Here is a 19,899-nt window from a genome sequence, read left to right as displayed (position 1 = left end):
CCTGGCCCGCAAGGGCCGTGCGGGTTCGATTCCCGCCTCCGGCACTCCCGCCGCTTTCCCCCTCAAGTCCGCCCGCCGGCTGCCGATAAATGAGTGTGGACATGCGGCGCAGGCGCTTCAGCCGGGCGGAAAAAAAAGCCTACGAGATCTCCAACGCCCTCTTCGACGTGGACTTCGCGGTGACCCCTTCGATGCGCCGCAAAGTCGAGGACCTCGCGCGCTGGCTGGCCGCCGGAGACAAGAACCAGGTCAAGGCCGCCACGCAAGCCGTCCTCGACCTGCTCTGCGAAGCCGCCCGGCTGCCCGCGACGACGCTCCGGCTTAAGGACACCGCCTACGCGAAGTTCCGCAACGGCCGCGTGGCCTGGAAACTCTACGGCACCTGCGACCGCGACGGCACGATTACGGTCGCCTTCAAGACCCCCGTCCGGCGCCGCCCGTTCGCCTTCCGCACCTACCTCAACACCGTGGTCCACGAGTTCATGCACCACTACGACCACTGGAAGCTCAAGCTCTCCGCCAGCTTTCACACGAGCGGCTTTTACCACCGGGTGCGGCACCTCTACGCCCGGCTCCTCGAAGGAATCGACGCCCCGCCCCCGGGACCGTGGGACGTCGCCGGCCCTGCGACCGCAGCGGACCCGCGGCAAGGCGTCCCGGCGAACGGGCGGATCGAGGCGTAAGCTCCCGACGGAGCGCCCGCTCTTACCCCTCCCGCATGCGCTCATGGAAGCCCGGCACTGAGACAAATTGTCCCGCTCCTTTTGCTATTCCTTAAGTTCTCCCTTTGGCCACGCTTTTGCTTGACTTGAGGTCGCCCGCTGCTACCTTTAGGGGCCACGACACGGGGGATGATCGCCTTGAAAAGACGCGGCTTGGGTGTACTGGGAATCGCCGGGTCCTTCGTCCTGCTTCTGGGCGGAGTCGCCGCGGCGCAGGGATACGACACGTCCGGCCAGGAAGGAGGGCTCTGGCTTCCTCCGGGGGCGTCCACCTATACGCGGGACGTGGACTTCCTCTATAAGGTCATCTTCTACGTCGTTACAGGCATGTTCCTGCTGACGGAGGGGCTCCTCATCGCGTTCTGTATCCTCTACCGTCGCCGCCCCGGCCACCGTCCCGCCTACACCCACGGATCCAACGTCGCCGAGATCACCTGGACCGTGATTCCCGCGCTCATGCTCCTGGGGCTGGCCCTCTGGCAGATCCCCACCTGGAACATGATTAAGCAACATGACCGCTTCCCGAAGGGCCCGGACGTGACGACCGTGGACGTCATGGCGGAGACGTTCTCCTGGAGCTACCGCTATCCGGGCACCAAAGAGCTTACCGAGGAGAAGAAATACGACATCACCGTGGGGCGTCTCAACGTCCCCTTCGGCAACAAGGTCGTCTGCAACCTGCGTTCCCGGGACGTGATCCACAGCATGTTCATCCCCCATATGCGCGTCAAGCAGGACGCCGTTCCCGGCCTGCGGCAGAAGCTGTGGTTCGAGCCGAACCGGATCTGGCTCTGGGACATCCGGGAGAAAAAGAAGATCTGGGTGAACGACCCCAAGGCGTTCGAGCCCGGCGGCGCCTATTACGACAAGCGGGTCGCCGTGGACGTCTCGCCGGCCACGACCAACTACCAGGAAACCCCCAAGGGCTACGAGCCCGTGGTGCTTCCCAACGGGGTCCGCAAGAAGGTCAGCGTCCTTTACCAGGGCAAGGTCCTGGACGGACAGGAGTGGGACTCCTGCGACTACGCCGTCGGCATCTTCGAAATCGCCTGCGCGGAACTCTGCGGGCAGGGGCACTACCGGATGAAGAGCACCATGGCCGTGCTCCCGCGCGCCGCCTACGAGCACTGGGTCAAGGCGGAGGCGGAGGAAGTGGCGGAGCCGGCGCCGATCTGGAAGTGGTGGAGGGACTAAGACGACCATGAGCCACGCGCACGATTCCGGGCACGGCCACGAAAAGCTCGGGTTCTTCCGAAGCTACATCTGGTCGACCAATCACAAGGTCATCGGCAAGCAGTTCCTGATCACGAGCTTCGTCTTCCTCTTCATCGCCGGGCTCCTGGCCCTTTCGTTGCGCTGGCAGCTCGCGCACCCGGACCAGCCGGTTCCCGTAATCGGCAAGGCCCTCTTCGGCGGAAACGGCGCGGTCAAACCCGAGCAGTTCACCATGCTCACCACCATGCACGGATCGCTGATGATCTTCTTCGTCATCATCCCGATCCTGGTGGGCGCGTTCGGCAACTTCCTCATCCCCCTGCACGTCGGGACGCACGACATGGCGTTCCCGGTCCTCAACGCCGCGTCCTACTGGGTCTTCTTCCTGGCCTGCATCCTGGCGGTGGCGGGATTCTTCTGCGACGGCGGCGGAGCGGCGGCCGGGTGGACCATGTACGCGCCCCTTTCCGTCATCGGAGCCGACCCCGGCGTCAAAGGCGCCGGCCAGACGATGTGGATCCTGGCCCTCACGCTGGTGGGCTTCTCCTCCATCATGGGCGCCGTCAACTACCTGACCACGATCCTCAAGATGCGCGCGCCGGGGCTCTCCATGTGGCGCCTGCCCCTGACCACGTGGGCTCAGTTCATCACGGCGATCCTTCAGCTCCTGGCCACGCCGGTTCTCGCCGGCGCGCTCATCATGCTCCTGTGCGACCGGGTCCTCGGAACGACCTTCTTCCTGCCGGGGGGCCTGAGCCTGGATTCCCAGCACGGACTCCCGTACTCGGGCGGCTCCGTCCTTCTGTGGCAGCACATTTTCTGGTTCTACTCGCACCCGGCGGTCTACATCCTCATCCTGCCCGCCATGGGCATGGCGAGCGATCTTCTGGCCGTCGGCGCCCGCAAGCCCATCTTCGGCTACAAGGCGATGGTCTTCTCGATCGCCGGAATCGCCGGCCTGGGCTTCATCGTCTGGGCCCACCACATGTTCGTCAGCGGCATGAAGCCGACGCTGGCCACCGCCTTCATGGTCTCGACGATGATGATCGCCCTCCCCAGCTCGATCAAGGTCTTCAACTGGCTGGGCACCCTCTGGCGGGGCTCCATCCGCTTCGACACCCCCACTCTTTGCGCCATCTCCTTCATCGCCATGTTCATCATCGGCGGCCTTTCGGGCATCTTCATGGCGGCGACCCCCGTGGACATTTTCATCCACGACACGTACTTCATCGTGGCCCACTTCCACTACGTGGTCTTCGGCGGATCCCTCTTCGCCGTCTTCGGCGCCGTCTTCTTCTGGTTCCCCAAGATGTACGGCCGGATGATGAGCGAGAAGCTCGGCAAGATCCACTGGTTCCTCACGTTCGTCTTCTTCAACCTCACGTTCTTCCCCATGCACATCATCGGGGCCGGCGGCCATATGCGCCGCATCGCCTCGGTCAATGCCTACAACTGGCTGGCCCCCTTCCAGGAAGCCAACACCTTCATCACCCATTCGGCGATCGCTCTGGGCTTCACCCAGCTCCTTTTCGTGGCCAACTTCTTCTGGAGCCTGTGGAAAGGCAAGCCCGCCCCCGGCAACCCCTGGGAGGCCAATACCCTCGAATGGACCCTCCCGTCGCCGGCCCCGGAACACAACTACGAAGTCGTCCCCACGGTCCATCACGGACCCTATGAGTACGGAGTCCGGCCGGACCGCGATTGGCTGCCGCAGACGGAAGCCGAGAGCTCCTCCGCGACCGCCCATCCTTAGTCAGGATCCCCGAAGCGATGCAGGACGCCCGAGACGCCGGAACCCGCCGCCTGGCCGTGGCCGCGGCGGCGATGACCCTTCTTCTCATCCTGGCCGGGGGATTCGTCACCACGACCCGCACCGGCGACACGATCCCCGCCTGGCCCAAGTCCTGGGGCCGCATGGAGGCCGGCTGGCCCGTCGAGTGGACCCACCGGGCGCTCGCGGCGATCGTGGCGCTGCTCGTCGCCGCGCTGGCTTTCCGCGCCCGGCGCCCCCTGGCGTGGATGGCTCTCGCGGCCGTCCTCGTCCAGGCCCTCCTCGGCGGCCTGCGCATCTATCTTCCCAAGGCGGCCGTGGCGATCGTTCACGCCGTTTTCGGACAAATCGTCTTCTGCGCCATGGTGGCCGTCGCCTTCGCGCTTTCACGCCGCGGGGCCGCGCCGCGCGACGGCGTGCCGGACGCCGCCGGCTGGGGCGCCGCCGCGACCGCGCTCTGCTTCCTCCAGCTCGTCGCCGGCGCCGTCACGCGCCACACGGGCGCGGGACTCCATGTGCATCTGGCCGGGGCGGTCCTGGTCCTCGCCGCCGTCTCGATCTTCGCCTCGCGGCTGATGCTCAGCCCGCTGGGCCGCGGGGCGCGCCTTCTGCTGGCGCTCCTGGGAATCCAGATCGCCCTCGGCGTGGCCACCTGGATTCTCACGGCGCGCGGCTTCGTCCGCAGCCACCAGGCGCCCCTCTTCGAGATCCTCACGATCAGCGCGCACGTCGCCCTGGGAGCGCTTCTTTTGGCCGTGACGCTCGTCCTCACGCTGGCGGCCCGCCCGGCCGGCCGCCGCCTGGAGCCCGCGTGGGCATGAACGAAACGCTGGAAGCCGTCCCGGCCCCGACCCTGGCCGCCCCGGCCGTCCCGGCCGCGCGATCCCGGGCGGCCGACTACCTCGCGCTCGCCAAGCCGGGAATCACCGTCATGGTGGCCCTCACGGCGGGCGTCGGCTTCTGGGCCGCTTCCGAAAGCGCCCTCGAGGGGGCGACGCTGGCGCACCTTCTGATCGGGACGATCCTCTCGGCCGCCGGCGCCGCCGCGCTCAACATGCTCCTCGAACGCGACCTCGACGCCCGCATGGAGCGCACCAAGGACCGGCCGCTCCCGTCCGGACGCCTCGGGGCGCGGGAAGCCCTCGCGTTCGGAACGATCCTGGCCGCGGCGGGCGTCGCGTGGCTGGGCGTCGCCGTCAACCCCCTCACGGCCGCCCTCTCGGCGCTCACGATCGCGGTCTATCTGGCGGCGTACACGCCCCTCAAGACCCGCACGTCGCTCTGCACGCTCGTGGGCGCGGTGCCCGGCGCGCTCCCCCCCGTCATGGGATGGACCGCCGCCCGGGGGACCCTGGAGCCTGGCGCCGCGATCCTCTTTCTCATCCTTTTCTTCTGGCAGCTTCCCCACTTCCTGGCCCTGGCCTGGATGTACCGCGAGGACTACGCCCGCGGCGGATTCCGGATGCTGACCTTGGAGGGCTCCGACGGCGCCGCCGCCGGACGCCAGGTCGTGCTCCAGACGCTGGCCCTCGTCGTCGTCTCCCTGCTGCCGGCCGGCGCGGGCCTGGCGGGAGAAGGGTACCTCGTGGCGGCGCTCCTTCTGGGAACGGGGTTCCTGGGATTCGGAGTGGCCTTCGCCGCCGACCGCTCGCGCGGGCGGGCGGCACGGCTCTTCTTCGCTTCCATCGCGTATCTCCCCCTTCTTCTCGGGGCGTTGGCGCTACTCTAAAGAGGGACTTATGAACGCAGCAGCGCATGCGGCCGCGGCCCACGCCGGACACGGGGCCGACGAGGCCGCCCAGTCGTTCGAGCGGGCCCGGATGGGCATGTGGCTCTTCCTCGCCTCCGAAATCATGATGTTCGGCGCGTTCATCGCGTCCTACGTCGTCCTGCGGATGTCCCTGCCCAAGGAGGTCGTCGACTACTCCAAGGGCCAGCTCAACTGGATCATCGCCTTCGTCAACACGGGCGTCCTCATCCTGAGCTCGTACACCATGGTCCGCGCCGTCCACGCCATCCGCAACGGCAACCGCGGCCGGTGTGAGGACTTCTGCGTCGCCACGGCGGCCCTGGGGCTCGTCTTCCTCGTCATCAAGGCCTTCGAGTACGGAGGCAAATTCAGCCACGGAATCGGTCCCGACCACAACCTCTTCTTCAGCTGCTACTTCCTCATGACGGGTTTCCACGGGCTGCACGTTCTGGTGGGCGTGATCGCGCTTTTTACGGTGGCCTTCTTCGTCAAGCACATGGACGCGCAGCGGTACACCCACGTCGAAAACCTGGCCCTGTACTGGCACTTCGTGGACCTGGTATGGATTTTCCTCTTCCCGATCGTCTACCTGCTCTAGGAGGGAGAGCGCCATGTCCCATAACGTCCCCTCGAAGACCTATACGAACGTCCTCTGGGCCCTCCTGGCGCTCACGATCGTGACCGTGGCGATCTCGAGGGTCCACCTCGGCACCGCCGGCAACGTCGCGGTCGGCCTTCTGGTGGCCGTGATCAAGGCGTCGCTCGTGACCCTCTTTTTCATGCACCTCAAGTACGAACAGCGCTGGTGGACGGGCATTGTTCTGTTCCCCTTGACGCTCGTCCTCATCATCATCTTCGCCAACCTGCCCGACACCGGCGCGAACCGGGACTTCACCACCCCCGCCGCCAAGGTCATTCCCAAGGCCGGCCGCGGCGGATCGGCCCACTAAGTTGAGCGTCGAGGTTTCGAGCCTTTCGCACCGGTACGGCGACCGCGTCGCCCTGGCGGACGTTTCTTTCTCCGTGCGGCCGGGCGAAATCTTCGGCCTCGCCGGACCGAACGGGAGCGGCAAGACCACCCTCTTTCGGATCCTCGCCACGGCGCTGGCTCCCTCGGTGGGCTCCGCCCGCGTGGCCGGCGCCGATCTTTCCGATCCGGCCGCCGTCCGCCGCCGGATCGGCGTCGTCTTCCAGACGCCCGCGCTGGACCTCAAGCTCACCGCCCACGAGAACCTCGTCCACCACGGGTGGCTCTACGGCCTCCGCGGCCGCCTGCTCCGGAAGCGCGTCCGCGAACTCCTGGAACGCTTCGGCCTGGCCGAGCGGGCGGACGAACGCGTCGAGACGCTCTCGGGCGGGCTCCGCCGCCGGGTGGAACTGGCCAAGGCGCTCCTTCACGAGCCCGAGGTGCTGCTTCTGGATGAGCCTTCGGGAAGCCTGGATCCGGGAGCGCGCCGGGACCTCTGGGACCGCCTGCGGGCGCTCCGGGGCGTCACGGTGCTCCTGACCACCCACCTCATGGAGGAGGCCGATCGATGCGACCGGCTGGGGATCCTCCACCGGGGGCGGCTCGTGGCGCTCGGCGCTCCCGCGGAGCTTCGCGCGGAAGTGGGCGGCGACGTCGTCACGGTCCGCGCCCGCGACGCGGCGGCCCTGGCGGCGGCCCTCCGCGAGCGGTTCGGCGTGGCCGCGGAGGCCTCCGACGGCGTCGTGCGGCTCTCGCGCGAGCGGGGGCATGAATTCGTCTCCGCCCTCTACGAGGCCTTTCCGGACCGCATCGAGGCCGTGACCGTGGCGCGGCCGTCCCTGGAGGACGTCTTCCATCTCAAGACCCGGGAGGTGTGGTCGTGATCCTGGCGGCCTGGAGCCTGGCCCTGCGCGAGCTGCGGCGCTTCTACCGGCAGCCCAGCCGCGTGGCGGGGGTCCTGGCCACGCCGGTGGTCTTTTGGCTGATCACCGGATCGGGCCTCGGCGGAGACTTCCTGGCGCACCTCTATCCGGGAACCCTGGCGATGATCCTCCTTTTCGCCTCGATCTTCTCGACGATTTCGATCATCGAAGACCGGCGCGAGGGATTTCTCCAGGGGGTGCTCGTGGCTCCCGTGCCCGGGACGGGAATCGCGCTCGGCAAGGTGCTGGGCGGGGCGGCCGTGGCGCTGACCCAGGGGCTTCTCTTTCTGGCGCTGGCGCCCCTCTCCGGACTGCGGCCCGGTCCCGGAGGCTATGCGGCCGCCTGCGGCGTGATGGCGCTGCTGGCGTTCGCGCTCACGTCGGTAGGGGTGCTCCTCGCGTGGCGGTTCGAATCCGTCCAGGGCTATCACGCCGTCATCAATCTCGTGCTGGTGCCCATGTGGATCCTGTCCGGAGCGGTCTTCCGGATCGGCCAGGCGGCCCCGTGGGTGGAGGCCGTCATGGCCGTCAACCCCATGGCCTACGGCGTCTCGGCCCTGCGACACGCCCTGGCCGGAACGGCGCCTCATCCGTTCGGAGCGTCGTTGGGGGTCACCGCGGCCTTCGCGGCGGTCGCCTTCGGACTGGCGGGCGTCACCGCGCGCTCGCGCGGGCGCCGGGGAGTCGTATAATGGGAGCTTCCATGCTGGCGTTCCTGGCTCAGTCGGCCAAGTGATGAGAGGGCGCCCTGACCCTCGGCGAGGGTCGCGGGTTCGCCCTGAGCATCTACCTGATGCTCGGCCTGGTCTTCGGGATCATGGGGATCATCGGCTTCGTGGTCTATCGGACGATCTGGCGCGAGGAACGGGAGCGGCTCCGCCGCGAGGCGTCCGCCGGGGTGGGATCGGACCGTGGCACGGATCCTGGCCGTTGATGACGATCCCCGCGTCCGCCGGTTCGTGGCGCGGGCGCTCCGGGACGAGGGCCACGAGGTCATCGCCGTGGGCGACGCCGAGTCCGCCATTGTCCATCTGCTTTCGGCACGGCCCGATCTTTTCCTCCTGGACATCAACCTCCCGGGCATGAACGGAATCGCGCTGGCGCAGAAGCTCCACGCGCAACGCGGCACCCAGGCGATCCCCGTCATCATCCTCTCGGTCCGGACCGACCCCCACGACAAGGTGGCCGCCTACGCCTCGGGCGCCATCACCTACCTCGAGAAGCCCTTCAAGAAATCGGATCTCGTGGAGGCCGTCCGCCTGGGACTCCGGATCGGCGGCGAACGCCGCGACCGGACCTAGACCCTCCTTCCAGGCCGTTTCCCCGTCGAGTCTTCCCGCTCCACGCCCCACTTCCGGGCGAAGCCGAGCCGCGTTACCGGGCGAAACGCGCCGCGTTCCGAAATGAAACGCGCGCCCTCGGCGGGAAGGAGCCGCCCGGGGGAAACCCGCGGCACGGCGATTGCTCTCCTCCCCGCCGTGACGTGGCCGAAGCGATGGAGGAATCCGATGGCGGGCGCGTTCCTGATCCTGGTCCCTTTCGTCCCGTACGCAGCGCTCGAGCTGTCCTCGGCCGGCGGACCGACCCTCGGCCCGGCGCCGGCGGAGCTTGGGCTCAATCCTTCCGCTCACCCCTTCTGTCCCGTGGGGGCCCCCGGAGGTCCGGACACCGGGGGCCCTCCCTCCCCTCTCTCGGCCCGAGCCGTCCGGGAAAGGTCACGGCCGTGGGAGTGGAAAGCCCTCGAGACCCCGGGATGGAAGCTCCTGCGCACGGATCGTGCCGTTCTCCGCGGAGATGTGGGATTGGACGTGCTGCGCGCGTCGGGCGCGTACGCCGAAGTGTTCCTGGACATGCTTTCGGCGTCGCTCGGAGGCGACGCCTCCGGTATCGTCTTTTCGCTGCGCCTCTTCTCCGAAGAACGCGATTTCCGGCGATACGCCTGCCGTATGGGGGCGTCCAATGCGGAGTCCTTCTACGACCCGCGGACGGCGGAAGTCGTCCTTTGCCCGGACGGCGCACGCGGCGAGGCGTGGCTCCAGAAGACGCTCGCCCATGAACTCACCCACGCCTACATGGACCGCGTCTGGCGGCGCACGGGGCCGCTCTGGTTCGCCGAAGGAATGGCCGAATACTTCTCGAATTTCTCCGTGCGAAACGGGCGGGTGTGTCCCGGAGCCGTGGACCGCCGGGCCCTCCTCCTGGTGCGGTTGCAGGACGCGCCGTCGCTGGCGCGGCTCGTGGAACTCGGCCGGGAGGAGATGTACGGCCCCGAGTTCCCCGGCCGGTACGCCCAGGCCTGGTCTTTCGTTCATTACCTCTTCTGGCGGAACGACGGGCTCGTGGACCTGCTCCTGCGCGGCGGCCGGCTCGAGAGGCTCGAGGAGCTGGAACGGGACTGGAAAAACTACGTGGCGCGCCTGGACGAAGGGGATTCTTCGAACGCCGCGCCGGAGAACCGCCCGGCGCCGGGAAGACTTCGATGAATTCGAGGCGTTCGTGAACGTAGCCCCGCCCGGGCGGGGCTGAATTTCATGGGGAGCGGAGGGGGGCGCGGCGGGCGCCCTCCCGCTCCCGCCGGGGCCGGCGGCTTACAGGCCGGGGAAGGCCCCCGGGCGCAGCGGCATGCCGGGACTGGGGCCTTCGCCCGGGCCGCTTGGAATCTCGTCGGCCGCGCGCCGGTCTTCGGGCTTCTCCACCACGATCGCCTCCGTGGTGAGGAAAACGGCCGCCATGCTCGCGGCATTCTGGAGCGCCAGACGCACGACCTTCTTGGGATCGAGGATGCCGGCCTTGAAGAGGTCCCCGTACTTGCCGGATTCGGCGTCGTAGCCGAAGCTGTAGTCCTTGGACTCGGCCACCTTGTGGGCCACCACGCTTCCCCGTTCGCCGGCGTTCTCGGCGATCTGCCGGAGCGGCTGCTCGAGGGCGCGGCGGACGATGCGGGCCCCGATCTCCTCATCCCCCGCGAGTTTCAGGGCATCCACGGCGCGGGCGGCGCGCAGGAGGGCCACGCCGCCGCCCGGCACCACTCCCTCCTCGATCGCGGCGCGGGCGGCATGGAGGGCGTCTTCGACGCGGGCGCGCTTCTCCTTCATCTCGATCTCCGTGGCGGCGCCCACGGTGATCTGAGCCACGCCGCCGGAGAGCTTGGACAGGCGCTCCTGGAGTTTCTCGCGGTCGAATTCCGACTCGGCGCGGGGAAGGGCCGCCCGGAGGAGCGCGATGCGGGCCCGCACCGCCTGCTCGTCGCCGCCGCCTTCGATGATCGTGGTGGATTCCTTCTCCACGATGACGCGGCGCGCCGAGCCCAGGTCCTCGAGCCCCACATCCTCGAGCGACACCCCCACGTCCTCCAGAATCGGCCGGGCGCCCGTGAAGATGGCGATGTCCTCGAGAAGCTCCTTGCGGCGGTCGCCGAACCCCGGAGCCTTGACGGCGCAGGACGAGAAGACCCCCTGAAGGCGGTTGACCACCAGGAGGGCGAGGACCTCGGGCTCGAGGTCGTCCACGAGGAGCAGGAGCGGGCGCTTCCGGGAGGCCACACGCTCGAGAAGCGGCACGAGATCGTTCGCATTGGAAATCTTCTTCTCGTGAACGAGGATAAGCGGGTTCTCCAGGACGCACTGAAGCTTGTCCGGGCGGTTCATGAAGTAGGGCGACATGAAGCCCTTGTCGAACTGCATTCCCTCGATCCGCTCGACGCCGGTCTCGATGCCCTTGGCCTCCTCCACCGTGATCGCGCCGTCCTTGCCCACCTGGTCGACCGCTCGCGCGATGAGGGCGCCGATCTCCGGGTCGTTCCCGGCGGCGACGGTGGCCACCCGCTCGACGTCTTCCTTTCCGGAAACCGGCCGCGCGGAGGCGGCCAGATCCTTCACGACGGCTTCGACGGCCCGTTCGATTCCGCGCTGGAGGCGGATGGGGTCCGCGCCGGCCTCGATGTGACGGAGCGACTCTTCGAAGATCGCTTCCGCCAGGACGGTCGCGGTGGTGGTTCCGTCGCCCGCGCGTTCGCCGGTGCGAAGGGCCACCTGCCGCAGGAGCTGAGCCGCGGCGTTCTCCAGGCGGTCGGGAAGCTCGATTTCCTTGGCCACGGTGACGCCGTCCCGCGTCACCAGAGGAGCGCCGTTGCCGCGCCCGATGGCGACATGATGGCCGCCCGGGCCCAGCGTGACCTTGACGGCCCCCGCGAGCTGCTTGATGCCCGAGAGGATCGCGGCGCGCGCTTCGCGGCTGAACGAGAGGATTTTGGCGCCCATCAGCGGTTCTCCTTCCTGGCCTTTTCCACCGCCTCCCGGATTTCTCCGGAAAGCGGAATCTCCTGCCCCTTTTCGTCCCGGAACGTCAGAGACTCCGCGGCGTCGTAGGAGACGACGTCGAACACGCCGGAATAGCGGACCCGGCCCTTGAGGTTGGGATCGGCGGGTTTAAGGTCCGCGCGGCATTCGAACTTCCGCAGAAGCGCCCGGTCGTCCGCGTGCACGACGATCTCGGCCCGCGATTCCTTCCAGACGAAGGAGCCCGCCTGGGCCTGCTCGCGCATGATCTTCTCGATGTCGTCCCCCGAGAACTCGAGCGCGGCCACCCCGGATCCCCGCGACCGGGCGGCGCCGGCGTGCCGCGCCAGGACCGCGAGGACCTCGTCCGGGTTCTGAAGGCCGCGGCCCGCGCCCGAGAGACCCGCATCCTCGGCCGGCACCCATTCCCCCAGCAGCGTGTGATAAACCCACGCCTTTTCCCCCGCGCGGACGATCCGCTTCTCGTCGCCGCCGCGGGCCGTGTAGTGGATGTAAAGAACGCCGGGGCGGACCCAGACGCACGTGCCCTGATATTCGATGGCATCCCCCTCGGGCGGGGTGAGGACCGCGGTGAAACGGGTCTGATAGCTCTTGCGGGCGCGGGTCGCGGCGCACACATGCTCGACGACGGAGCGGGCGTCTGCGGGATCGTACCGCCCCGCCTGCGGGGTCGCCGGCCCCGTGCAGGCCGCCGCCCAGGCCGCCACGAGCGCGATGACGTTCATCGGGGCCCGTATCGTATGTCGCCCCGGCGGTCCGGTCAACGCCTAACCCTCCCGGAGCTCTCCGTCCCGCGCGTAGCGGGCGAGGGCCTGCTTGAGGTTCTCCCGGGCGCGGAAAAGAAGCGATTTGACCGCCTCGAGCGACAGCCCCATGGCTTCGGCGATTTCGCCGTAGCTCATCTCCTCGTAGCGCGCCAGAAGAACGGCCATCCGCTGGTTTTCCGGCAGCGCGTCGAGCGCCGCCTTGACCGCCTGCTGGAGTTCCAGACGGTTGAGGCGCGCGTCGGGATTCTCCCCCGCGGGCTCTTCGAGAAGGTCGTCCGCCGGCGCGGCCACGGTGGGCTGGACCCGCCGCGCGCGGATCTCGTTCAGGCAATGGTTGACGGCGATCCGGTACAGCCACGTGGAAAACTTGGCCTTGGGCTCGTACTTCATGCGGGCGCGGTAGACCTTGACGAAGATGTCCTGGGCCACGTCTTCCGCGCGGGAGGCGTCCCCGAGATAGCGATAGACGAGATTCAGGACGCCGCGGGTGTGCCGGCGGACCAGCTCCTCGAACGCGCGCGCGTCGCCCTTCTGGAACCGGAGCATCAGTTCGACGTCCGGATCGCCCAGGGACGAGCTCATTTCTTCCTGAGTATACGCCGGTTCTCGACCCGCTGCGTCACCCCGATTTCGTCGAGATGCTCGAGGAGCGGGATCACGTACTTGCGCGTGGTCCCCACGAGGTCCCGGAACTGCGCCGCCTCGATCGGGCCGCGCTCCTCGATGGCCCGGGCGATGATCTCGGCGGCTTCCCGCACCGCCTCCCGGTGAAAGAGCACGTCGTCCTTGAGGCGCACGATCGATCCGTTGTCCACGAGGAGCGCGAGCACGCGGTCGACGCGGTCGCGCGTGTAGCGCGGGAACCGCGCGTAGATCTCGTCCGGCCGGGGCGTGTTGAAGCGCGTCTCGCGGACGAGCCGCTCGACCTCGGCGGCGCATTCCGCGTCCTCGCGGGAGAGCTTCACGGAGAACGTCGCGCGGCGCACTTTCTCGCCCTCCAGGACCAGGGTCCCGCGCTCGACGAGCGCCCCCAGGGCGCGCTCGAAAAGCGCCGGCTCCAGGCGCGATTCGTTCCGCAGAACGGGCACGTCCATCCCGGCGCGCAGCGGATTCCGGGCGTGAAACTGTTCCACGAGCACCGCCAGGTGGTCGAGCGTCGCCTCGAACGCCGCCTGGTGCATGAAGCGGTTGGGCTCGAACCGCACGAGCCTGGGGGCCAGCGCCCGGAGCGCCTCCTCGCAGGCGGACAGCGGCATCTTCGCCGCCACGGAAAGCTCCTGGAGGGTGAGCGTGCGCCGGCCCGCGTCCTTGAGCGCGAACTCGATCGAGGATTGCTCGCTCGTCAGCGTCTGCTCCTTCTCCACGAGCTTGAGCGTGATCTCATCCTTCAGCCGTTTGAGCTTCTGGTCGGAGGCGTCCAGAATGCGCCCTCCGCCGATCGTGTACATGGGCGTCTGGAGCCGCGCGATGTACGGGTCCCCGGGAGCGACCACGATGGGCTCGTCGAGCCGGAACTGGACGTACCCCTCCTCGCCCGGGGCCAGCTCCTTCCGGTCCAGAAGCACGATATGGCCGTCGCACTCCGCCGTTCCGGCGTGGAGTTTGACGGGCGCCAGGTTCTTGAGCACCCGCGGCTTGTCCGGCACGTACCGGAAGCGGGCCTCGACGTACCGCGAGGCCTTGAAATACCCGGGCGTCGCCGCCACCATCCCGCGGCGGACCTCTTCATGGGCGATGTCGGAGATGTTGATCGCGCTCGAATGCCCGGCCCGGATCTCGGACACCTCCGCCTTGTACGCCTGGAGGCTCCGCACCCGGCCCGTCCGGCCCGCCGGAAGCACCTCGAGCGTGTCCCCGATCCGCGCGCGCCCGCTCACGGGCACCCCCGTGATCACGGTGCCGAACCCCTTGGCCGAGAAAACCCGCTGGATCGGCATCCGAAAGACGCCCGAGACGTCGTGCGGCGGCGTCTCGGACACGGCCCGGTTGATCTCCTCCACCAGGCGGTCGATCCCCTCCCCCGTCAGCGCGCTCACTTCGACAACCGGCGCTTTTTCGAGAAACGTCCCCCGCACGAGCGCCGCCACGTCCTCCCGGACGAGGGCCCGGAACTCCGGATCCGCCTTGTCCGCCTTGGTCAGGACGACGATTCCGCGCTTGAGGCCCAGAAGGGACATGATCGTCACGTGCTCCCGGGTCTGGATGTTGGGCCCTTCGTCCGCCGCCACGACCAGCAGAACGATGTCGATCGAGGTCGCGCCGGCGACCATGTTCTTGATGAACCGCTCGTGGCCCGGGACGTCGATGATGCCCACCCGCTGCCCGCTCTTGAGCTGGAAGGGCGCGAACCCGAGGTCGATCGTCATCTCGCGCTCCTTCTCCTCGGGCAGACGGTCAGGATCGATCCCCGTGAGACGCTGGACGAGAGTGGATTTGCCGTGATCGATGTGCCCCGCGGTGCCGATGATGACGTTGTAAATGTCCCCGGGCTTGAGCGGCGCGGCCATGGGACGGGGATTCTAGCATGCCCCGCCCCGCCGCGCCACCCCGCCCCCTTCCCCCCGCCGGCCGGACGTTGTGTCCCGAGCCTCTTTGTGGTGTAATCCCCCCGATGGCGGACATCCGGGACAGCATCCTCGAGACCGTGGGCCGCACCCCCCTCATCCGGCTTTCGCGCCTCTTCCGCAAACCGGGCGTGGAGCTCCTGGCCAAGCACGAGGGCTTCAACCCCGCCGGTTCCGTCAAGGAGCGCATCGCGGTCGCCATGATCGAAGGGGCGGAGCGGGACGGCCTGCTGCGGCCCGGAATGACCCTCGTCGAGTCCTCCAGCGGAAACACCGGCATCGGCCTGGCCATGGCCGCGGCCGTGAAAGGCTACCGGTGCCTGATCACCATGTCCCGGAAGGTCTCCCGCGAGCGCCGCCAGATGATCCGCGCGTTCGGCGCCGATCTCGTTCTGGTGGACGGCGGCAGCGACGAGGCCTGGGACAGGGCCGACGAAATCGCCGCTTCCGATCCCGCCCGCTACTTCCGGATCCACCAGTACCGCATGAAGTACAACGTGGAGGTCCACTACCGCACGACCGGCCCGGAGATCTGGGAGCAGACCGGCGGCCGCGTGGACGTTTTCGTGGCGACGCTCGGCACCACCGGCACGATCGTGGGCGCGGGACGGTTCCTTCGCGAGAAGAATCCCCGGATCCGCATCGTCTCCGTCGAACCCACCCCCAAGAACGAACAGCAGGGGATCCGCAACATCTCCGTCCAGCGCGTCCCCGAGATCTGGGACCCGAGCGTCGTGGACGAACGAATGGTCTGCGAGGACGAGCCCGCCTTCCGCCTGGCGCGCGAGCTCGCCCTCAAGGAGGGCATCTTCGCCGGAATCAGCTCCGGCAGCGCCCTCTGGGGAGCCCTCGAGCAGGCCCGCCGCCTCGACCGCGGAACGGTCGTCGTCCTGCTTCCCGACCGGGGCGAGAAGTACCTCACCACCCGTCTCTGGAATTTCGCCGACGACCCCCAGGTCAACGCCTGAAACGGGGCGCTCCATCCGGCGTTGACTTGCGGCCCGCCGTCGCTATGATCCCCGATGGGAGGAGTTTCATCGGTCGGGGCCAAAGACCGCGCCGAGGAGCGCGGACGCCACGGGGGACGCGGATGCCGGACCGTTCCCGGGTGGAGGCCGCAACCCGATGCGCCCGACCGACGTGTTCATCCCCGATGGCTACCCCAGCGAAACGTACGTCTCCCCCCAGGGCGGCCGCTTCGAACGGCAGCTCGAGGAGGCCCTCGCTCAGCGCGGGAAAATCATCTCCATCATCGGCGCCTCCAAGACCGGCAAGACCACCCTCTGCGAACGGCGCTTCGGCTCCGCCCAGATCGTCATCCCCGGCAGCCGCATCGCCGACGCGCAGGATCTCTGGATTCAGGCCTACGAACAGGCCGGAGGACGCATCACCGGGGGCGTCCGCGCCAATCCCATGGACAACGCCGTCCAGCTCCTGAAGAAGAACCGCCGCGTCCTGGTCCTGGACGACTTCCACTACGTCGAGCGCGAAGTTCAGAAGGACATCTCCCGCCAGATCAAAAGCGTCGCCTACGAAGGCGTCACCATCGTCGTCCTCAGCCTCCCCCACCGTCACGACGACCCGGTGCGCTGCAACCCCGACCTGGCCGGCCGCGTCTACTCCATCGACCTGGGATTCTGGACCGTCGAGGACCTCAAGAAGATCGGCGAGGTCGGTTTCCCCAAGGTGGGAGCCCGCGTCGAGCCCGCCGTCCTGGACTGGCTGGCCCGCGAAGCCCTCACCTCGCCCCAGATCATGCACACCCTGTGCCTGGAAACCTGCCGCGACCTCGGCATCGTGGGCCAGGGGCCCGTCCGCTCCGTCGTCGAACGGGACCTTCGGCGGCGATCGATCCTGGACCGCGCGGCCCGCTCCTACGTCAGCCAGACCGCCGTCCTCAAGCTGCGCCAGGGACCGCTGCGGCGCGGCCCCGAACGAAAGGTCTTCGGCTTCGTCAACGAAGGGCGCGGCGACGTCTACGAGCTCCTCGTCCGCACGATCGCCCTGGATCCGCCCCAGCTTCGTTTCACGTACGAAGAGGTCCGGGAGCGCGCGGGCACCCTGGCCCCCGGAGAGCGCCCGGACCTCATGGCCGCCCTGTCCCAGTGGAACGAGCTCTTTGAGGAGGGCGACTACCGGCCGGTGGAGTGGGACCCGGAACAACGCCAGCTCAACATCCTGGATCCCCACCTTTTCTTCTGGATCCGCTACAGCCTCCGCAACGGCATCCCCCCCGAGGGGCGCACCCCCTGATTCCGCGTCACGCGCGCCGCCGCCCGCGCATCATTCATGGTGCCCGCGTGAAAGGAAGCCATGTCGGCGCGGTCCGGGCGTCCCCGGGCGGGGCGAACCCCACGGGCCCGCATCCCCGCCCATTTCGATCCGACGACCCCGCTGGCCGACGAGGGCGCGGCCACGGGATTCCTGGCCCCCGGCGCCCTCGGCCCGGGGCCCGCCACCGCGACGGACAAGTTCGTCCACGAGGAGGTCCTCCAGGAACTCGTCGAGAAACATAAGATCCCGCGCAAGAGCACCTTCGCCCGGCGCTTCCGAACCGAGGAGCCCCCGTCCGCCCCTTGAGCGCCCGCGAATGGTCCGTCCCCCCGGCGCGTTAACAGGAAGAGGACGCCGCGATTCATCCCCCGGCGAAACGGATCCCGGATCCCCGGCCGCGCCTTCCGTGTTGTCCGCGCGCGGCCGTCGCCGGGGGACCGCGCCGCCCTGAAGTGCAGGTCCGACGTTCATGCCCAAGCCCGAAAAAGCCGCGCCCCGACCGGCCGAAGAGCCGCTCCCCCCGGAGCTTCTCCTGAGCCCCGGCAAGCGGGACAACGCTCCCGCTCCGCCCGCGGCTCCTCCGTCGGACCTCCCCCCCGCCGAGGCCGCCCCTCTGGAGGAAGAAAGCTTCCCCGACGAAACCGCTCTCCTCGAGGAACCCCTGGACCTCGAGGAGGAACCCGCCGCGCCCCCGGAACGGATCGAGGACCCGGTGCGCATGTACCTCACCCAGATGGGCGAAATCCCGCTCCTCTCCCGCCAAGAGGAGCTGCGCCTCACCAGCCGCATCGACATCATGCGCAAACGGTATCTCACCAAGATTCTCGAATCTCCCGTCGCCGTCCAGGAGGCGGTCCGCATCCTGGAGGAAATCCGCCGCGGGGAGCTCATCTTCGGCCGCACGATCGAATCGGACGCGCTTCTGGAGATCCCCAAGGCCGAGGCCCTCGAGCGCTTCCCCCAGATCGCCGGCCGCGCCCGCAAGGCCGTGGAGGCCGCCCGCGCCTGCTACGAACGCCTCCGCGAAGGACGCGGCAGCCCCGCCCAGCGCGCCCGCTGGAGCCGCGAGTTCCGCGCCTTCCGCCGCCGCTGGGTCCTTCTCCTTCAGAACGTGGGCATTCAGCCCCACAAGTTCCAGCCGGCCATGGATCGCCTCGAGGAATACGCCCGCCGCGCCGGCGAGATCCTCGCCGAGATCTCCACCCCCCGGGGAGACCGGGAGCGCCACGAGCGCCTCCAGGCCGAGCTGGATCGGATCGAGCGGGAAACCCTCGAGCCCCCGGACGCCCTGGCCGCCCGCGTCCGCGAAATGCGCGCCCGCTTCGAGGACTTCGAGGCCGCCAAGCGGCAGCTCTGCGCGGCGAACCTGCGCCTCGTCGTCGCCATCGCCAAGAAGTACCGCAACCGCGGCCTCTCCTTCCTCGACCTCATCCAGGAAGGAAACCTCGGCCTTATGCGGGCCGTCGAGAAATACGAGTACCGCCGGGGATTCAAGTTCTCCACGTACGCCACCTGGTGGGTGCGGCAGGCCATTCAGCGCGCCCTGGCCGACCAGGCCCGGACCATCCGCCTGCCCGTCCACATGGTCGATGCCGTCTCCAAGATCCGCCGCGCCGCCGGCCAGCTCGCCCACCGCCTGGGCCGCGAACCCGGCGTCCGCGAAATTTCCGAGGCCTCCGGCTTCTCCGAGGCCGAGGTCGATCAGGTCCTGCGCGTCGCCCGCAGCCCCGCCTCCCTCGACAAGCGCCTCGGAGAGAAGGAAGACATGTCCATGGGCGACTTCATCCGCGACGACCGCGAGGAACGCCCGGAGTCCGCGGCCTCCCGGCGCATGATGGAGGAACGCCTCGAATCCATCCTCGAAACCCTCTCCTACCGCGAGCGCGAGATCATCAAGATGCGCTTCGGAATCGGCACCGGAATCCCCTATACCCTCAAGGACATCGGCCGCATCTTCCGGCTCACCCGCGAGCGCGTCCGCCAGATCGAGGCCAAGGCGCTCCGGAAGCTCCAGCACCCCATCCGCGCGCGCCGCCTGGAAGGCTTCCTCGAGGGAGCCGCCGAGACGGAAGCGGCGCCCGCGCCGCCCGAAGAAGAATCCCGGGCCGAGCCGGCCTGACGCCCCGCCCCCCGGGGAGGAGGAACCCATGGACGTCGAACGCCCCTACCCCGCATCCCTCGAAACCTCTCCCTCGCCCGCCGACCCCGACCCGCAGGAAACCTCCGAGTGGGTCGAGGCGCTCGAACAGCTCCGCGTCTACCACGGCCCCGACCGGGTGCGCTCTCTGCTGCGTGTCCTCCACGAGCAGTCCTCCCGCGCCGGAATCGATCTGCCGGAAGTCGTTCAGACCCCCTACGTCAACACCATCCCCCGGTCCGAAGAGCCCCCCTTCCCCGGCGACGAACGGATCGAAAAGCGCCTGCGCGCCATCATCCGCTGGAACGCCGCCGTCATGGTGCTGCGCGCCAACAGGCGCGACCCTTCCCTCGGCGGACACCTGGCCACGTACGCCTCCGCCTGCACGCTCTACGAGGTGGGATTCAACCACTTCTTCCGCGGCCGCGAGGACGGAGCCCCCGGGGACCAGGTCTACTTCCAGGGCCACGCCTCCCCCGGCATCTACGCCCGCGCCTTCCTGGAAGGCTTC

21 protein-coding genes are annotated in these 19,899 nt (G+C 68.6%); 17 read left to right on the top strand and 4 right to left on the bottom strand.

Translation table 11 applies throughout. The annotated features are described in order from the left end of the window. Positions 1–101: 101 nt before the first annotated feature. The 12 genes from VNO22_04555 to VNO22_04500 all read left to right on the top strand — a co-directional run bounded on the left by VNO22_04555 (position 102) and on the right by VNO22_04500 (position 9,831). Entirely contained in the window at positions 102–683 is a 582-nt protein-coding gene (locus tag VNO22_04555) for a hypothetical protein (GenBank protein ID HXG60619.1), read from the top strand. A gap of 192 nt (positions 684–875) precedes the next feature. Continuing rightward, positions 876–1,916 (top strand): cytochrome c oxidase subunit II, encoded by a 1,041-nt coding sequence (locus tag VNO22_04550; protein HXG60618.1) that lies wholly within the window; start codon positions 876–878, stop codon positions 1,914–1,916. A gap of 7 nt (positions 1,917–1,923) precedes the next feature. Continuing rightward, positions 1,924–3,690: a cbb3-type cytochrome c oxidase subunit I gene (locus VNO22_04545; protein ID HXG60617.1), complete on the top strand. Its 1,767-nt coding sequence runs from the start codon at positions 1,924–1,926 to the stop codon at positions 3,688–3,690. Positions 3,691–3,707: 17 nt separating this feature from the next. After that, positions 3,708–4,529 carry a COX15/CtaA family protein gene (locus VNO22_04540; GenBank protein ID HXG60616.1) on the top strand — a complete coding sequence of 274 codons (822 nt, stop codon included), beginning with the start codon at positions 3,708–3,710 and terminating at the stop codon, positions 4,527–4,529. Beyond that, the gene (gene cyoE, locus VNO22_04535; GenBank protein ID HXG60615.1) at positions 4,526–5,437 is read left to right on the top strand and encodes a heme o synthase; all 912 of its coding nucleotides are present in this window, start codon (positions 4,526–4,528) and stop codon (positions 5,435–5,437) included. Before VNO22_04540 ends, cyoE begins: the two co-directional genes overlap by 4 nt. Positions 5,438–5,447: 10 nt before the next feature. Next, positions 5,448–6,056: a cytochrome c oxidase subunit 3 family protein gene (locus VNO22_04530; protein HXG60614.1), complete on the top strand. Its 609-nt coding sequence runs from the start codon at positions 5,448–5,450 to the stop codon at positions 6,054–6,056. Between the two features lie 13 nt (positions 6,057–6,069). Next, positions 6,070–6,408 (top strand): cytochrome C oxidase subunit IV family protein, encoded by a 339-nt coding sequence (locus VNO22_04525; GenBank protein ID HXG60613.1) that lies wholly within the window; start codon positions 6,070–6,072, stop codon positions 6,406–6,408. A gap of 1 nt (position 6,409) precedes the next feature. Then, positions 6,410–7,309: an ABC transporter ATP-binding protein gene (locus tag VNO22_04520; protein HXG60612.1), complete on the top strand. Its 900-nt coding sequence runs from the start codon at positions 6,410–6,412 to the stop codon at positions 7,307–7,309. Next, complete coding sequence (locus tag VNO22_04515) at positions 7,300–8,040, top strand: ABC transporter permease (protein HXG60611.1); 741 nt, start codon at positions 7,300–7,302, stop codon at positions 8,038–8,040. Before VNO22_04520 ends, VNO22_04515 begins: the two co-directional genes overlap by 10 nt. Before the next feature lie 101 nt (positions 8,041–8,141). Further along, positions 8,142–8,282, top strand: coding sequence for a hypothetical protein (locus tag VNO22_04510; GenBank protein ID HXG60610.1), 141 nt, complete (start codon positions 8,142–8,144; stop codon positions 8,280–8,282). Beyond that, positions 8,260–8,649, top strand: coding sequence for a response regulator (locus tag VNO22_04505; protein HXG60609.1), 390 nt, complete (start codon positions 8,260–8,262; stop codon positions 8,647–8,649). Before VNO22_04510 ends, VNO22_04505 begins: the two co-directional genes overlap by 23 nt. A gap of 207 nt (positions 8,650–8,856) precedes the next feature. Beyond that, on the top strand, positions 8,857–9,831 hold the full coding sequence (locus VNO22_04500) for a DUF1570 domain-containing protein (GenBank protein ID HXG60608.1): 975 nt from the start codon (positions 8,857–8,859) through the stop codon (positions 9,829–9,831). 105 nt (positions 9,832–9,936) lie between these two features. Here the strand turns inward: VNO22_04500 and groL are convergent, their stop codons facing one another. From groL to selB, 4 genes are read right to left on the bottom strand one after another with little or no spacing between them, the layout of a single operon-like run. Beyond that, complete coding sequence (gene groL, locus VNO22_04495) at positions 9,937–11,607, bottom strand: chaperonin GroEL (protein HXG60607.1); 1,671 nt, start codon at positions 11,605–11,607, stop codon at positions 9,937–9,939. Beyond that, complete coding sequence (locus VNO22_04490; protein HXG60606.1) at positions 11,607–12,371, bottom strand: hypothetical protein; 765 nt, start codon at positions 12,369–12,371, stop codon at positions 11,607–11,609. Before VNO22_04490 ends, groL begins: the two co-directional genes overlap by 1 nt. A 42-nt stretch (positions 12,372–12,413) precedes the next feature. Continuing rightward, positions 12,414–12,995 (bottom strand): sigma-70 family RNA polymerase sigma factor, encoded by a 582-nt coding sequence (locus tag VNO22_04485; GenBank protein ID HXG60605.1) that lies wholly within the window; start codon positions 12,993–12,995, stop codon positions 12,414–12,416. Beyond that, a complete protein-coding gene (gene selB / locus VNO22_04480) occupies positions 12,992–14,920 on the bottom strand; it encodes a selenocysteine-specific translation elongation factor (protein ID HXG60604.1) in 1,929 nt (642 codons plus the stop codon). Before selB ends, VNO22_04485 begins: the two co-directional genes overlap by 4 nt. A gap of 104 nt (positions 14,921–15,024) precedes the next feature. Between selB and VNO22_04475 the strand changes: the two genes are divergently transcribed. The 5 genes from VNO22_04475 to VNO22_04455 all read left to right on the top strand — a co-directional run. Further along, positions 15,025–15,945, top strand: a complete 921-nt coding sequence (locus VNO22_04475; GenBank protein ID HXG60603.1) for a cysteine synthase family protein — start codon at positions 15,025–15,027, stop codon at positions 15,943–15,945. 172 nt (positions 15,946–16,117) lie between these two features. After that, positions 16,118–17,230, top strand: a complete 1,113-nt coding sequence (locus VNO22_04470; protein ID HXG60602.1) for a hypothetical protein — start codon at positions 16,118–16,120, stop codon at positions 17,228–17,230. Between the two features lie 60 nt (positions 17,231–17,290). Continuing rightward, entirely contained in the window at positions 17,291–17,557 is a 267-nt protein-coding gene (locus VNO22_04465; GenBank protein HXG60601.1) for a hypothetical protein, read from the top strand. A gap of 163 nt (positions 17,558–17,720) precedes the next feature. Further along, positions 17,721–19,370, top strand: a complete 1,650-nt coding sequence (locus VNO22_04460; GenBank protein HXG60600.1) for a sigma-70 family RNA polymerase sigma factor — start codon at positions 17,721–17,723, stop codon at positions 19,368–19,370. A 28-nt stretch (positions 19,371–19,398) separates the two neighbouring features. Further along, the coding region (locus VNO22_04455; GenBank protein HXG60599.1) for a pyruvate dehydrogenase (acetyl-transferring), homodimeric type at positions 19,399–19,899 on the top strand (501 nt) is incomplete at its 3' end.

This window comes from Planctomycetota bacterium, assembly GCA_035574235.1.
In the GTDB taxonomy this organism is placed as follows: domain Bacteria; phylum Planctomycetota; class MHYJ01; order MHYJ01; family JACPRB01; genus DATLZA01.
Note: the sequence above shows the minus strand (reverse complement) of the source record. Positions and strands in the feature narration are given on the sequence as shown.

Excerpts from the sequence above, each read along its gene's own strand:
- groL (HXG60607.1), bottom strand. The coding sequence starts at position 11,607 with ATGGGCGCCAAAATCCTCTCGTTCAGCCGCGAAGCGCGCGCCGCGATC.
- VNO22_04540 (HXG60616.1), top strand. The coding sequence starts at position 3,708 with ATGCAGGACGCCCGAGACGCCGGAACCCGCCGCCTGGCCGTGGCCGCG.
- VNO22_04485 (HXG60605.1), bottom strand. The coding sequence starts at position 12,995 with ATGAGCTCGTCCCTGGGCGATCCGGACGTCGAACTGATGCTCCGGTTC.
- VNO22_04465 (HXG60601.1), top strand. The coding sequence starts at position 17,291 with ATGTCGGCGCGGTCCGGGCGTCCCCGGGCGGGGCGAACCCCACGGGCC.
- VNO22_04500 (HXG60608.1), top strand. The coding sequence starts at position 8,857 with ATGGCGGGCGCGTTCCTGATCCTGGTCCCTTTCGTCCCGTACGCAGCG.
- VNO22_04510 (HXG60610.1), top strand. The coding sequence starts at position 8,142 with ATGCTCGGCCTGGTCTTCGGGATCATGGGGATCATCGGCTTCGTGGTC.
- VNO22_04525 (HXG60613.1), top strand. The coding sequence starts at position 6,070 with ATGTCCCATAACGTCCCCTCGAAGACCTATACGAACGTCCTCTGGGCC.
- cyoE (HXG60615.1), top strand. The coding sequence starts at position 4,526 with ATGAACGAAACGCTGGAAGCCGTCCCGGCCCCGACCCTGGCCGCCCCG.
- VNO22_04490 (HXG60606.1), bottom strand. The coding sequence starts at position 12,371 with ATGAACGTCATCGCGCTCGTGGCGGCCTGGGCGGCGGCCTGCACGGGG.
- VNO22_04530 (HXG60614.1), top strand. The coding sequence starts at position 5,448 with ATGAACGCAGCAGCGCATGCGGCCGCGGCCCACGCCGGACACGGGGCC.
- selB (HXG60604.1), bottom strand. The coding sequence starts at position 14,920 with ATGGCCGCGCCGCTCAAGCCCGGGGACATTTACAACGTCATCATCGGC.
- VNO22_04460 (HXG60600.1), top strand. The coding sequence starts at position 17,721 with ATGCCCAAGCCCGAAAAAGCCGCGCCCCGACCGGCCGAAGAGCCGCTC.
- VNO22_04555 (HXG60619.1), top strand. The coding sequence starts at position 102 with ATGCGGCGCAGGCGCTTCAGCCGGGCGGAAAAAAAAGCCTACGAGATC.
- VNO22_04475 (HXG60603.1), top strand. The coding sequence starts at position 15,025 with ATGGCGGACATCCGGGACAGCATCCTCGAGACCGTGGGCCGCACCCCC.
- VNO22_04545 (HXG60617.1), top strand. The coding sequence starts at position 1,924 with ATGAGCCACGCGCACGATTCCGGGCACGGCCACGAAAAGCTCGGGTTC.